The organism is Anaerobacillus sp. ABR4_321 (assembly GCF_056158505.1).
Genome location: NZ_JBSWTK010000001.1, coordinates 1,185,902 through 1,199,382, shown reverse-complemented (window position 1 = coordinate 1,199,382; position 13,481 = coordinate 1,185,902). Strand labels below are relative to the sequence as shown.

Annotated in this window: 13 protein-coding genes and 1 riboswitch; of the genes, 4 read left to right on the top strand and 9 right to left on the bottom strand. The window is 42.3% G+C overall.

Annotation, left to right across the window (positions count from 1 at the left end):
- Positions 1-157: 157 nt before the first annotated feature.
- Positions 158-1,159 (bottom strand): UDP-glucose 4-epimerase GalE, encoded by a 1,002-nt coding sequence (gene galE / locus ACXADT_RS06300; RefSeq protein WP_474833757.1) that lies wholly within the window; start codon positions 1,157-1,159, stop codon positions 158-160.
- A gap of 426 nt (positions 1,160-1,585) precedes the next feature.
- On the opposite strand from galE, the gene galU reads away from it, so the two are divergent.
- The 3 genes from galU (at position 1,586) to ACXADT_RS06285 (ending at position 5,108) form a co-directional block, all read left to right on the top strand.
- Entirely contained in the window at positions 1,586-2,476 is an 891-nt protein-coding gene (galU, locus tag ACXADT_RS06295; protein WP_474833755.1) for a UTP--glucose-1-phosphate uridylyltransferase GalU, read from the top strand.
- A 138-nt stretch (positions 2,477-2,614) separates the two neighbouring features.
- Complete coding sequence (locus ACXADT_RS06290) at positions 2,615-4,525, top strand: response regulator transcription factor (RefSeq protein WP_474835824.1); 1,911 nt, start codon at positions 2,615-2,617, stop codon at positions 4,523-4,525.
- A 1-nt stretch (position 4,526) separates the two neighbouring features.
- Complete coding sequence (locus ACXADT_RS06285) at positions 4,527-5,108, top strand: histidine phosphatase family protein (RefSeq protein WP_474833751.1); 582 nt, start codon at positions 4,527-4,529, stop codon at positions 5,106-5,108.
- A gap of 81 nt (positions 5,109-5,189) precedes the next feature.
- Here ACXADT_RS06285 and ACXADT_RS06280 read toward each other — a convergent pair whose 3' ends face one another.
- The 8 genes from ACXADT_RS06280 to ACXADT_RS06245 all read right to left on the bottom strand — a co-directional run bounded on the left by ACXADT_RS06280 (position 5,190) and on the right by ACXADT_RS06245 (position 13,080).
- Positions 5,190-5,723: a GNAT family N-acetyltransferase gene (locus ACXADT_RS06280; protein WP_474833749.1), complete on the bottom strand. Its 534-nt coding sequence runs from the start codon at positions 5,721-5,723 to the stop codon at positions 5,190-5,192.
- Positions 5,724-5,759: 36 nt separating this feature from the next.
- Positions 5,760-6,257: a DUF6843 domain-containing protein gene (locus ACXADT_RS06275; protein ID WP_270180168.1), complete on the bottom strand. Its 498-nt coding sequence runs from the start codon at positions 6,255-6,257 to the stop codon at positions 5,760-5,762.
- Positions 6,258-6,691: 434 nt separating this feature from the next.
- On the bottom strand, positions 6,692-7,774 hold the full coding sequence (locus ACXADT_RS06270; RefSeq protein WP_474833747.1) for an iron-containing alcohol dehydrogenase family protein: 1,083 nt from the start codon (positions 7,772-7,774) through the stop codon (positions 6,692-6,694).
- Positions 7,775-7,795: 21 nt separating this feature from the next.
- Positions 7,796-8,470, bottom strand: coding sequence for a methionine ABC transporter permease (locus tag ACXADT_RS06265; RefSeq protein ID WP_270180170.1), 675 nt, complete (start codon positions 8,468-8,470; stop codon positions 7,796-7,798).
- Positions 8,460-9,494, bottom strand: coding sequence for a methionine ABC transporter ATP-binding protein (locus ACXADT_RS06260; protein ID WP_474833745.1), 1,035 nt, complete (start codon positions 9,492-9,494; stop codon positions 8,460-8,462). Before ACXADT_RS06260 ends, ACXADT_RS06265 begins: the two co-directional genes overlap by 11 nt.
- Positions 9,495-9,516: 22 nt before the next feature.
- Positions 9,517-10,323, bottom strand: coding sequence for a MetQ/NlpA family ABC transporter substrate-binding protein (locus tag ACXADT_RS06255; RefSeq protein ID WP_474833743.1), 807 nt, complete (start codon positions 10,321-10,323; stop codon positions 9,517-9,519).
- A 170-nt stretch (positions 10,324-10,493) separates the two neighbouring features.
- Positions 10,494-10,602, bottom strand: a riboswitch (SAM riboswitch).
- Positions 10,603-10,742: 140 nt separating this feature from the next.
- Positions 10,743-12,737: a S9 family peptidase gene (locus ACXADT_RS06250; RefSeq protein ID WP_474833741.1), complete on the bottom strand. Its 1,995-nt coding sequence runs from the start codon at positions 12,735-12,737 to the stop codon at positions 10,743-10,745.
- A gap of 22 nt (positions 12,738-12,759) precedes the next feature.
- Complete coding sequence (locus ACXADT_RS06245) at positions 12,760-13,080, bottom strand: DUF3899 domain-containing protein (protein WP_474833739.1); 321 nt, start codon at positions 13,078-13,080, stop codon at positions 12,760-12,762.
- A gap of 151 nt (positions 13,081-13,231) precedes the next feature.
- On the opposite strand from ACXADT_RS06245, the gene ACXADT_RS06240 reads away from it, so the two are divergent.
- The gene (locus ACXADT_RS06240) at positions 13,232-13,462 is read left to right on the top strand and encodes an amidohydrolase family protein (protein ID WP_474833737.1); all 231 of its coding nucleotides are present in this window, start codon (positions 13,232-13,234) and stop codon (positions 13,460-13,462) included.
- The last annotated feature ends 19 nt before the right edge of the window (positions 13,463-13,481 follow it).

Below are 13,481 nucleotides of genomic sequence, written 5' to 3'. Positions count from 1 at the left end.
AAAGAAAGGATTAGTAGCAGAAAGTATCCCAATACTCTAACACCACCGTTTCATTCTTACTACTATACCTTCCTCTTCCCTATTACATTTAGTTTTAATCGGGTATAAAAAAAGTCATGCAAACCTACGCATGACCTTCGTACTATTATGTCAAACTCTACAATGAAACGTGATTTTTCTTATACCCTTGAGGGTGGTGCTGGTGCCAATTCCATGCATGCTCAACAATTTGTTGAAGCTCTGGATATACAGGCTGCCATCCGAGTTGCTCGATCGCTTTTTGAGACGATGCGATCAATATAGCGGGATCACCTGCACGACGAGGCGCTTCTTCTGCTACTATCGCTGTTTGGGTTACATTCCGGCATGTGTCGATCACTTCTTTTACAGTGAAGCCTTTTCCATTCCCTAGGTTAAAAATCGCACTCTCATCAGTTGTCTTCATTCGCTTCAACGCTAGGTAATGCGCTTGAGCAAGATCTAACACGTGAATGTAGTCTCTGACGCATGTGCCATCCTTTGTCGGATAGTCACTACCAAAGATTGAAACTTTCTCACGTTGTCCAAGAGCAGCTTGAAGAACGATCGGAATCAAGTGAGATTCAGGATCATGATCTTCTCCAATACGCCCTTCAGGATCAGCACCTGCTGCATTAAAATACCTAAGCGATGTAGATTTCAAACCATAAGCCTCATCACACCAGCGAAGCATGTTTTCAATGGCGAGTTTTGTTTCCCCATACGGATTCGTCGGAACCGTAGGATCACTCTCTTCGATCGGCGTTCTCTTAGGGTTTCCATAAGTTGCGGCAGTTGAAGAGAAAACGATGTACTTCACTTGATGCAGAACGAGCTTAGAAACAAGAGCATGAGATCCAGTCACATTGTTACGGTAGTATTCTAATGGATTTGCTACGCTCTCCCCGACAAGTGAACTCGCAGCAAAGTGAATCACAGAATCAATGTCGTGATCATTGAAAATTTGATCTAAAACTTTTCCATCCGTTAAATCTGCTTGGTAAAAAGGAACTTCTGTAAAAGCTTCTGTATGCCCCTTCGATAAATTGTCGAGTACAACGACTTCTTCTCCTTGCTCTTTTAAATACATAACAGTATGACTACCTATGTATCCTGCTCCCCCGGTTACTAAAATTGCCATTTTTTATCCCCTCCATCATCATAGTACCTGTTATCTCGCGTCGAATCTACACGTTATTTCCCGGAAAATATGTAACTTCACATTTTTTAGCTATTTTTAAATTATAAAGTTCTTACAAAAAGGGCTTTTCACAAGGGAGGTTAAAGTTGTAGAAGTTTTGACACTATAAATTCAACCAAAATTATAGTGTCTAGTGATTGGGCTATACTAACAAGAAAGTTTTTCACAACAAGTTAGTAATATTAAATTAAGTATAGAAGGAAAATAGAATATGTTGTCGAATTTCTTTTTGTATAATTACCTTTATATCATGAAATTCTCAGCGTATTTTTAGCATTGCAAAGAAGAAAATCTCAGAATATGTTAATATAAGTAAGTGATTGTTAGATAATACTGAAATTATTTGTTATTGGGAGGACTTCCACAATGAGAGTTAGAAAAGCGATTATACCAGCAGCTGGGCTAGGAACCCGATTTTTACCTGCTACAAAAGCACAACCTAAAGAAATGTTACCTATCGTTGATAAACCAACAATTCAATACATTGTTGAGGAAGCTGTTGCAGCGGGGATTGAAGATATCATTATTGTAAGTGGTCGTGGCAAACGTGCTATTGAAGACCATTTTGACAAATCTTATGAACTAGAAGAAACTCTTATTAAGAAACAGAAAAAACAAATGCTAAAGGAAGTCCAACAAATATCCAGCCTCGCAAATATACACTATATTCGTCAGAAGGAACCGAAGGGATTAGGACATGCTATTAATTGCGCAAGTCGCTTTATTGGAAATGAACCCTTTGCTGTACTTCTTGGGGATGACATTGTTAAATCAGAAAGACCGTGTATTGGTCAATTGATGGATAGCTATAACCGTTACCGAACTTCAATCGTTGGGGTACAACAAGTTCCCCAAAACGACGTATCTAAATACGGTGTCATTGCACCTAAAGGAGAGCAAATAGACAATGGGATTATTCCCATCCAATCACTAGTTGAAAAACCATCACTAGATGAAGCACCTTCAAATTATGCAATTTTAGGACGTTATATTCTCACCCCTGAAATTTTCTCAATCCTTGATACACAAGCAACAGGCGCCGGTGGTGAAATTCAGCTAACTGATGCGATCAAGCGTTTGAACGAACAACAAGCTGTTTTCGCTCATGAATTTGAAGGTGATCGTTACGACGTTGGAGATAAATTCGGTTTTATCAAGGCAACGATCGACTTCGCTTTATATCGTCCTGAACTTCGAGAGGATGTTATGAACTACTTGAAACAAGTAGTCGAACAAGAACTCGCTACAAAGAAATAATGAAATCCGCATTCCATTCTCGGAATGCGGATTTTTAAAACTTCGATAAGATTTGCACGCTTTGCAGGAATATTGCTAATTCATACGAAATTATAGTATTTATATACTTTCGTATGCAAAATTATTCAACGGGGCGTGATGATACATATGCTGGAAGATTTACCGAACGTTCAAAAGGGTTTTAACCCTTCTACATTCAGTCCGATTACGATTTCAAGAGAGAATGAAATCGACACTTTTCATAGATTATTAGTAGGAAAAAGCAGCGGAATCCTTTCGATACATGGTCACTCTGGGACAGGTAAGAGTGAATTACTTATGCACTTCCGTTTAAAAGCACGACGGAACGGAACACCTTTCTACCTCGTGAATGCCCAATACACAAGAGCTGACCCAACTTCATTTTCACACGCATTACTCGAGCAAATGGGGCCAGCTTCTCCTTCTGTTTCACCACTTGAGGCGATCTTCATGCACATTCAACACCTTGAGAAAGAGGGAATTCGCACGGTTATCGCTATTGACTCATATGAACATTATGAAAAGCTAGATGAATGGTTTCGACAGTCCTTTCTCCCCTCCCTACCTTCATCGATCATTTTCATTTTTTGTGGAAGAAAACCACTTAATACTTATTGGAAATCTTCTATATGGCACCCTTTTATTAACACGATCGAGCTTTGTTCGTTAACGTATGAGCAATTTCAACTTATGATCAAAACGTCAACAGATAGTTATTTACAGAAAATTTGGCACCACTCGAAAGGAAATCCTTTTGCCATCTCACACCTTGTCTATTCCTCTAATACAGCTCTTAAATTAGATGAAAAACTCGTACAAGAAACCTATCAGTATGTTGTGCGAGAATGGATGAGAGAAGTTACGGACGATAAGATGGTGCCTTATATAGAGGCAGCTGTATTTGGAATTCAGATTTACCAGGAAAAGATAGAAGCGATCCTTACAACCTCCTTATCTAGAAGAGAGTTCGAGCGGCTCACCTCATATTCTTTTGTTGAAGAAACCGCGGATGGTTGGAAACTTCAACCTCTTTTCCAAAGTGCTTTGAAAGCAGACCTAATGAAACGAAAACCAACGTATTATCATGAATTATGGAAAAACGCGCTGATGTATTGTCGAAAATTCATCGAACAAAACGACCACGTGATTAGAATTAATGAGGTCAATGACTTTTTCTATCTTTTAAAAGATCGGATGATTCATTCTTCGCCGTTCAACAATGAAAATATTTCGATGTATTCTCTCACCTCAGCTCAACAAGAGGACTGGAGTGACATTCATTCTTTCCTTGATAAAGATAAAGAGCGCTTCTCGAAAGGTTCTTACATAACAAAGGAATCACTTGATGACATTGGATTACAACACATTAAACTTCTTAGAAATGAAAAAGGAGTCGTGCGAGGGATGACCGTTACGATTCCGATTCAATCAACTACGATAGATTTATTAAAAGAAAGCTTCGTCACTCGAAGCTACTTTTCAAAGTTGTCAAATACTGAAGAAAAACGAATCCGCCATGCTAGTGAGCCATGCGGTTGGGTTATCCGATACCTCGATGTGAAAGATAAAAGCCAAGAAGACGAGCTGTACGCATTGCTTTATCATCTCCTTCCGCTTGTATTGACCGAAGGAATACTCGTTGCTTCTACCCCTGTCGTCTACTTTCAGAACCTTCTCGAACAATTTAACTTTGAAGAAATTCCTGAAGCATCTCACGATGATTATGGAATGCACGCACGTTCGAAAACGTACGAGCTCGACTTAAAAAACAAGCGTTTATCTCAGTATCTTGATAATTTCGCACGCGCGATCGGCGTGTCATTCAATCAGACGCCGTTGGATCGCTATGGATTCACTCCTCGTGAAAAAGAAGTAGCCAATCTCGTCATCGAAGGGAAATCAAATGCGAGAATTGCGAATGAACTATCTTTAACTGAAATCACGGTAAAAAAACACTTAACTCGAATTTATGCAAAGCTTCATGTAAAAAACCGAACAGAACTAACAAAACGAATATTAGGAGGTTAGTATGGAGCGCACAACAATCTATTTCGTGCGTCATGCACATTCTACCTACACGCCAGATGAGTATGGTCGTGGACTTTCACAAAAAGGAACTGCTGATGCGAATAAAGTAACGGAATTAATGACGGAACATCAAGTGGACGTGGTGCTTTCGAGCCCTTATCGTCGTGCGATTGCTACTGTTGAAGGAATCGCAAAAGAGATCGGTAAAGATGTGATCGTAGTTGAGAATTTAAAGGAGCGCCTTTTAGCTGGCAAGCCTGTAGAGGACTTTAATGAAGCGATCGATGCGGTTTGGAGCGACGAAACGTTCTCCTTCGATGGAGGAGAATCGAATGTGGATGCCCGTCAAAGAGGAGTACATGAATTAAAGAAAATTCTTCGTACGTATGAAGGTAAGAACGTGGTAATCGGTACTCACGGAAATATTATGGTGTTACTCATGAGTTATTTTGACGATCGTTATGATGTAACCTTCTGGAAGAGTCTTGATATGCCTGATATTTACAAACTATCATTTCACGCGGAAGACCTTGATCATGTAGAAAGAATATGGAGTGCACCACAAAAGCAAACAACCTTATAGTCGACACCAAACCCCCGTTTTGAAAGAGAGCATACTCTTTTAAAACGGGGGTTTCGATGTTAAACAAACGTTTGATTGAGGCTACTCCCATTCGCTCCTGAGTAAACCCATAATGACGGTATCATAGTACTTTCCATCAACGTACTCATTTTGGCGTAATCGACCTTCTACCTTGAATCCGCACTTTTCATATACTCTGATCGCACGAGCGTTTCCACTCCATGTGTCTAGCTGGATGCGCTGCATGTTTAATTGATGAAATAAATAACGAATCATAACCTTAATCGCATCACTTCCGTACCCTTTTCCCCAATAGGCTTTATCGCCAATCGTAATGCCCATCACGGCGGACCTCGTAATGATGTTCACATCACGGTAATCTGCAATCCCTATTATTCTACCTTCCAAATCGAGAATAGAAAATACGCCATTCTCCGCTCGATCCATTTTGACGATCGTTTCATACGTACTTTCTACTTGTTCACGAGATACGTGTGTTAAAAGAGGAGAATTGCCTACAGCGAAGAGACTCACCTCATCATCGTTTCTCCACTGATAGACATCTTCCATATCTTCAAGCGCAACAGCGCGTAGTTGAGTTAAGCTTCCATTCATAATTCCTTCATCCTTTTCTCTAAAAAAAGAGGCACTCTATTCCATCAGTCCCTCTTCGATTAATTTTGCTTCAAGCTTAGGTGTTAAATTTCGATTTGCAGGGGCTTGTGGTCCTCGACCTACAAAGTCTTCACTACAATGTGTTTCCGTGATGTAGAACGCATTATAAAGAAGTCGCCTGTCTTTGATCGTTATACCCCCGTTAGGAAAAAGATACGTACAATTCTCATCGATTTTCGTACGTTTGTCTTTACGATCTACATAGTAAAACTCATCTGTAACAGTTCCATATTCCATTTCTTCAGTAGAAGTTAGAAACATGCCATTCTTATCGTAACGAATGACGGTGAACCCTTTTTCCTTTTTTAACTTTGGTGCTCCCTCTACATTATAAACGGTGATCAATTGACCTTCGAAGCCTTCTGGAATCAAATGCAGCGTATCTGTTTTGTCATGGTTAGTAGAAGCTTTAGACGAACATGAAACCGTACTTACAACCACAAGTGTCAAAACAAGTAGCTTGCTCCATCTCATTTCTGCTTCGCCCCCATTATATAAACCAACTCTATGAATAGTTCGACACCTACAAGAAAGTTCCTTCAGTTCAAGAACGGTGCCTGTCACCCCCCGCTATTTGTCGAAGAAAATATCAGACTATGGACTGATACGAAACCATCCTCGTGACCGGTTTAATCCAACTAATTTCTGCGTACACTGGAAGTAGAAAGAAAGAGATAACACAGGAGAGAGCTACCGGAGAATCTTTAATAAACAGGCTGTTAAATGAATAAGATGAAAGATAAAAGGAGGGTATACTATGATATTTCTAATGAAGAATTTCTTCAAACCACAACCAAAACTCAAGGAAGCATTTAGAAAACATCGCGACCGTCACATCGACCGGCTTTCCGATCACCAATACCATATATAAACCCCTGGATCTTTGCTAAGATCCAGGGGTCTTTTTATCACTTCACTGTTTTCGTCATTTCTTCAAGCTTTAAAATCGCATGGAACAGTTCCTCTGGTGATACCTGCTTCGTAATATGAATCGTCTCTTCCTCTTTTGTTGCATATTTTGATACCGCTTTAGCCTGGACATTGCTAGTGATACCAAGTTCAGCGAGTGATAATGGTAACTCTACTAACTCATAGAAAGGGATCAACTCTTTGATCTCATCCCATCGCTCTTCTAAAGCGAGCTGGGCGAGTATCCCATATGCCACTTTTTCCCCATGGAGAAAAGAGTGTGTTTCAGGCTGATGCGTTAATGCGTTATGGATGGCATGCGCTCCAGCAACCCGCCCATACTGATCGCCGAAACCTCCTACCATTCCGCTTGTTAAGAGATTTGTTTCGATCACTTTTATAAACGATTCACTTAGATGGTTGTTTCTCTGATCGACCAATGCTCTCTCTCCATGTTCTAACAGCACATCACGACAGCTTTTCGCAGCAACATACGCAAAATGAATCGGTACTGGATGTGAAGGAAGCGTTTCGATGATGCTTCTCGCTTCATACCATTTTGCGAGTGTATCTCCAATCCCTGCACGTAGGAATTCAGGCGGTGAGTCGAGCAAGATTTCAGGTTCCACTAAAACAAGGTGCGTGCTCCGTGAGTAAACAATATGTTTTTGGAACTCTCCTTCCTCTGAATAAATCACACTGAGAGGCGTACACGCTGCACATGTTGAAGCGAGCGTAGGTATAAGTGCAGTTTCAATCAATAGTTCATTCGCAACTGCTTTTGCAACATCAAGAACCTTACCACCTCCCACACCGATGATAAGATCGGCACCATGAAGTCGAGCGAGCTCAGCTTGCCTTGTTATCTCAGCATTTGAGCACTCTCCTCTGTACCTCGAATACGCTGCTTTGAATCGGGAGAGATCAGGTAGATAAGGAGCAGCTGCTTCCCAAGATTTTTCTCCGTGAATAAGAAAAATGTTTTGGAACCCACCTTGCTCCAATCGATCTGGAAGTTCATCCAAAACACCTTGCTGACACTGATAGTGCCCCGGGGTTGCTCGAACATGAATTGGTTCCATAAGAAAACTCCTTTCGTGAGTCTAGTCCTTCTTAAGCCGTGCTGCCATTACATTACCGAGAGATTGAAGCCCCTGAACGAGTACGATCAGCAAGAACACCGTTACGTACATCACGTCGACTTCGTAACGAAGATGCCCATAGCGATAAGCAAGGTCACCTAACCCTCCTGCTCCGACAAGCCCTGCCATCGCGGTGGCTCCGATCAATCCAATCGTCGCAATCGTAAGTCCTAATACGATGGAAGATCGCGATTCTCTTACAAGTACATGCCAAATGATATGACGTGTCTTAATCCCCATCGCCTCATATGCTTCAACAACGCCTCGATCCACCTCAAGAAGAGCGGACTCCATCAACCTTGCTATGTATGGAGCAGTAAAGACGACGAGCGGCACGATCACGCCTTTCACTCCGATCGTAGTGCCTGCGATAAACTTTGTAAAAGGCAGGATGAAAAACAATAAGATGATGAACGGGATGGACCTGATCACATTGATCACAGCGTTTAACAAACGAAAAAGGATCTTGTTATCTAGCGCCTTCCCAGGTCTTGTTAGCACGAGAAGCACACCGAGTGGTAGTCCTAACAGCACTGAAATTAACAGCGAGATCCCTACCATCTGGAACGTTTCGATGATCGCACTCCAAATATCCGCGCCCCATAGATCGATAAATTCCGAAATCTTAGCTGACATGCGCGTTCACCTCCGGTACATACCCTTCTACAAAAATTCCTCGTTCTTCTAAAAACATAACCGCTCTCTTCGTTTCTGAATCTTCTCCTTCAAGATGAACGACTAATCTACCAAAAGGTTGATTCTTAAGCTGCGTGATATTCCCTGCAAGAATAGATGGATAAATATCAAAGTTTTTACTAAGGAGGGCAAGTGCAGGCTTTCCTGACGATTCTCCTACGAAGGAAAGCGTCACGATTTGTCCCTTCGACTCAAGCTTCTTCACGAGGGATTCAGGAACGTCATCTTGAAACAGCGATTGTACGAATCGTTTTGTCGTAGGCGTCATTGGTCTACTAAATAGATCAACAACTGGTCCTTGTTCAATGATGCGTCCGTTTTCCATCACGGCCACTTCATGACAAATCTTTTGAACCACGTGCATTTCATGTGTAATGAGTAAAATCGTTAGTCCGAACTCCTGGTTGATTTCCTCTAGTAAAGATAAAATCGACTCAGTTGTGTCAGGATCGAGCGCGCTCGTTGCTTCGTCACAAAGAAGAACTTCTGGCTCATGCGCTAGCGCGCGTGCAATCGCTACTCTTTGTTTCTGTCCACCTGAGAGCTGTCCAGGATACACGTCCCGCTTATCTTCTAGTCCTACAATCTGTAGATACTTTCTTACACGCGAATCGATTTCCTTTTTTGAAACGCCAGTGAGCTTAAGGGGGATGGCGATATTTTGATAAACCGTCCCCGTTTTTAATAGATTGAACGACTGAAAGATCATTCCGATTCGCTGACGTGTTTTCTTTAACTTGCCAGCTGATAGACCGGTTAACTCTACATCATTAATGAACACTTTCCCTTCTGTTGGTCTCTCTAACAGATTGACCGTTCGAACGAGGGTACTTTTACCAGCGCCACTATAACCGATCACACCATAGATCTTTCCTTTTTCAACGTTAAGGTCAACGCTATCCAGAGCCTTCGTAACAGTAGTTCCGGTTTGAAACGCTTTTGAGATATTTTCTAGTCGTATCATTTCCTTCTCTCCTTTACCGAAATTACCAGGATGCTATGACTGAGCCGTTGAATTCTTCTTTAATAAACTTCTTAACTTCATCTGACTGATAATAGTCCACTAGTTTATTGATTCTCTCGTCGTCTTTATTATCGGTTTTTGTTGCGATTACGTTCACCCAAGGAGAATCTTCCGGTTCCATTACGAGAGAATCTTCAGTTGGAACCCGACCGCTTTCCATCGCATAGTTCGTGTTGATCGCAGCGATGGCAAGCTCACCTAGCTGTCTTGGAATCTGCGATGCTTCAAGAGGAACAAACTCAAGATTCAACGGGTTCTTCTCAATATCCTTAATCGTTGCTTCAACACCTACACCGTCTTTTAATTCAATGATCCCTGCTTCTTCAAACAACATGAGAGCTCGGGGTTCTCCAGTAGAGTGATTCGGTAGTCCTACTTTGTCACCTTTCTTCAAATTATCAAGGTTCTCATATTGATCGGAATAGATGCCCATCGGAAAATTAATCGTCGTCGCAACCTTAGATAACTCCATCCCACGCTCTTCTACAAAATCATTTAAATACGGTTCGTGCTGAAAAACATTCGCATCGAGCTCCCCTTCATCAAGAGCCTTGTTTGGCATAACGTAATCGTTGAACGCCACGACATCGATCTCGAAACCATCTTTCTCAGCAACTTCTTTTACTTTCTTCATGACATCTTCATGCGGACCTGCTGTTACCCCTACCTTTAGCGGCCCTTCATTTGAATCACCTGACTCTGCACTGCCAGAACACCCAGCTGTGATGATTAATAATAATGCACCTACTAGTAGCGATAGTTTCTTCATTCTCCTAACTCCCTTTCTCTCCTATAGTCATTTAAAGCGTCTTTGCACTAAATTACGTAAGCGTACGATAACACTAGAGCGTCGGTTCCCTCCTTTGTTTCAAACCCCATAAACGAAAAAACTCTCTCTGATGAACAGAGAGAGTTGGGTGTTTTGCACTATGTAACTCTCTCTCATCTTTCAAACGATCGCTCGTTTGCTGGAATTAGCACCTTTCTCACGAACTGAGATGGTTGCCGGGCGTCAATGGGCCAGTCCCTCCGCCACTCTTGATAAGAGTTTGAATTATTCATATTGTTTAACTATTCTCAACAGTATAGTACCTCACTCACCGAACGTCAAGGGCTTTTTCGACGTGGTACCGACGTGGTACCGACGTGGTACCGATGCGGTGCCTGTCACCTCTCACATTATGTCGATTAATTTTTCTCGCTTTCGAGGTGTTCATCAAACCAGCCGACCAGATGGTTCAATCGCTCTACCCTTAACTCAGGATGTCCGTTTCTTGAAAGGTTGTGATCTGATTCTGGGAATCTCACAAACTTCGTCTTCTTCTCACGGTGCTTCAACGCAATGAATAACTGCTCACCTTGCTCGATCGGGCATCGGTAGTCCTGTTCGCTGTGGAGAATAAGAAGCGGTGTTTTGATTTGATCGACATATTTCAACGGTGAATGATCCCATAGCTTTGTTGGATCTTCATCGAGGTCAGCTCCCACTTCCCACTTTGTGAAGAAATACCCTATGTCGCTTACTCCGTAGAAACTTAACCAGTTCGAGATCGAGCGCTGCGTTACAGCCGCTTTGAACACATTTGTTTTGCCAACGATCCAGTTCGTCATGAACCCGCCATAGCTGCCGCCTGTAACGAACAATTTCTCAGAATCTATGAAGCTCGTTTGCGCGACAGCTGCTTCTATCCCTGCCATGACATCGTCATAGTCGCCGCCACCATAGTCGCCACGGCATCCATTCACGAACTCCTGACCATATCCTTGACTACCGCGAGGATTCGTATAGACTACTGCATATCCTCTTGATGCAAGAAGCTGAAATTCGTGCATGAATGAATTCCCATACATCATGTGGGGACCGCCATGAATTTCTAAAACTGTTGGATACTGCTTCCCTTCCTCGAAGGAAGTCGGTTTCATGATCCACCCCTGTATGTTCAGTCCATCTCTGCTTTCATAGGTGTACGGTTGTGGAGTGGAAAGCGAATCCGCACTCAACACCTCTTCATTACAGGAAGTGATTCTTTCTATCGAGCTTTCTCCTTCTAAGGATAGCGTATAGATATCACCAACATCCACCGGATCACTGATCGCTACCGCAGCTTCACCACCCGCTAAGTGAAGTGCGTAGTGGTGCCTGTCACCCCCCGCTATTTGTCGAAGGGTGCCATCTAGATGAATAGAATAAATTCCTGTGTTTCCATGTTCACTCGCAAGGAAATAGAGTGTCTTGCCGTCTTCGTTCCACACCGCTCCAGACGGCTCAATTCCCCAATGGAGATCTGAAATGAGAACATCTGAACACTCGAGGTCGATTGTTTCTGTAAGGCACGTAAAGGTTTTCGATTCAATCTTAACTGTCCAAACTTTATTTAGCGTCGCACTCTCATACTCAAAATTATGTCCAATGAAAGATAGTGATGAACCATCTGGAGACCATCGTGGAGCTATGAAACTACTTCCTTCAGAATTAAGCCGCTCAGCTTCACGTCCCTCTTCAAGATTCTGAATAAATAGATCCGATTGGACATATGAACCTTTCTCTTCCCGTCTACTTCTTACGTATGCAATCTGTTTACCATCAGGAGACCAGCTAGCGTCCGAGTGATTCAGGTCAGCATCCGTCACCCAGTTTTCGTCCCCAGTCTTTCGATCGATTACGACGATCTGTGTATGTTTCCCATTAAGAAAACCTTTTCCATCTGCTTTGTAATGCAATTCTTCGACGACGAGTGCTTTCTTGCTTTTTTCATCCTTCTCATCTTCACCTCTAGGGGTGCTCTCACTCATTACGAGAAGTTCAGTCCCGTCAGGTTTCCACACCGGACGACTTGCTCCATTTTTTAGAAAGGTTACCTGTTCGGCTTCACCTCCGAAAGCAGATATGGTCCATATTTGATTTTCTCCCGAACGGTTTGAAACAAACGCGATTTCCTTTCCATCAGGAGACCATCTTGGAGAAGAATCAAGATGCCGAGACCCGGGAGATGTCCAGGCCACTTCTTCACCACTCTCACGATCGATCATGACGAGATAAGAAGCATACTCTCGATCCTCAGTAATTTTTTTCTTCACATAGATCACTTTTTTACCGTCAGGAGAAAGCTGAGGGTCTCCTACAAATACCAGGTCATATAGTGACGTTGCCTGGAGATTCTCTTTCTCTATCTTTGTTTTCATCTAAACACCTCTCCTCATCGTTTCAAATAAATAGAAATACACCTGCTACTGACATTCCTGTAAGTCCGGTGCCTGCTCCGTAACATATAAGAATTCCACTTATGAGCACTCGTTCCTTCCAATCTGTAAAAATCGGGTCCCTCTTCACCTGCTCATCGACACGTTCCATGGAGCGTGACCGGGGCACGATCATTCGGTGGATCTTAGAATAACCTTCGAACAATAAGGTTAGGAAGCCACTTTTTAACACCACTAAAATCGTTCCAACCGTTAGCGCAATAATCCCCCAATAAAATGAACGATTAGCAAATTGAATAGCGTCGCCTTGAATAAACCAAAACATGATCGCCACTACGTAACAGCGTCCAAGCAGATGTGGAGGCTCGTGATTATCGCAATGACGGCAACAAGGTTCAGTGAATACATAACCTTTTGAAGGAGGGAGCACCTTTGTACATTTTTAACCTGATCACCCTGTCGTAAGAATCGAAAACTTGCTTCAAAGGGCTGTACTCGCAGTTAAGCATGGGATGGATCCGTCAGATGCATGGAAGTCCATCACCTTACAGGCTACCAAGCATTTAGGTGTAGCAGATAGGGTTGGATCACTAGAAGAAGGAAAAGATGTAGATTTGGTCATATGGAGTGGTGACCCTTTCGATACGAGGAATGAAGTTGAAGCAACATATGTAAATGGGGAAATCGTCTATCATCAGGAAAGTTAAGAAAAATAGTTTAACATAA

Bases quoted from the DNA above. Each gene is read 5' to 3' on its own strand.
- galE (WP_474833757.1), bottom strand. From the start codon at position 1,159: ATGGCAATTTTAGTAACCGGGGGAGCAGGATACATAGGTAGTCATACT.
- galU (WP_474833755.1), top strand. From the start codon at position 1,586: ATGAGAGTTAGAAAAGCGATTATACCAGCAGCTGGGCTAGGAACCCGA.
- ACXADT_RS06290 (WP_474835824.1), top strand. From the start codon at position 2,615: ATGATACATATGCTGGAAGATTTACCGAACGTTCAAAAGGGTTTTAAC.
- ACXADT_RS06285 (WP_474833751.1), top strand. From the start codon at position 4,527: ATGGAGCGCACAACAATCTATTTCGTGCGTCATGCACATTCTACCTAC.
- ACXADT_RS06280 (WP_474833749.1), bottom strand. From the start codon at position 5,723: ATGAATGGAAGCTTAACTCAACTACGCGCTGTTGCGCTTGAAGATATG.
- ACXADT_RS06275 (WP_270180168.1), bottom strand. From the start codon at position 6,257: ATGAGATGGAGCAAGCTACTTGTTTTGACACTTGTGGTTGTAAGTACG.
- ACXADT_RS06270 (WP_474833747.1), bottom strand. From the start codon at position 7,774: ATGGAACCAATTCATGTTCGAGCAACCCCGGGGCACTATCAGTGTCAG.
- ACXADT_RS06265 (WP_270180170.1), bottom strand. From the start codon at position 8,470: ATGTCAGCTAAGATTTCGGAATTTATCGATCTATGGGGCGCGGATATT.
- ACXADT_RS06260 (WP_474833745.1), bottom strand. From the start codon at position 9,494: ATGATACGACTAGAAAATATCTCAAAAGCGTTTCAAACCGGAACTACT.
- ACXADT_RS06255 (WP_474833743.1), bottom strand. From the start codon at position 10,323: ATGAAGAAACTATCGCTACTAGTAGGTGCATTATTATTAATCATCACA.
- ACXADT_RS06250 (WP_474833741.1), bottom strand. From the start codon at position 12,737: ATGAAAACAAAGATAGAGAAAGAGAATCTCCAGGCAACGTCACTATAT.
- ACXADT_RS06245 (WP_474833739.1), bottom strand. From the start codon at position 13,080: ATGTTTTGGTTTATTCAAGGCGACGCTATTCAATTTGCTAATCGTTCA.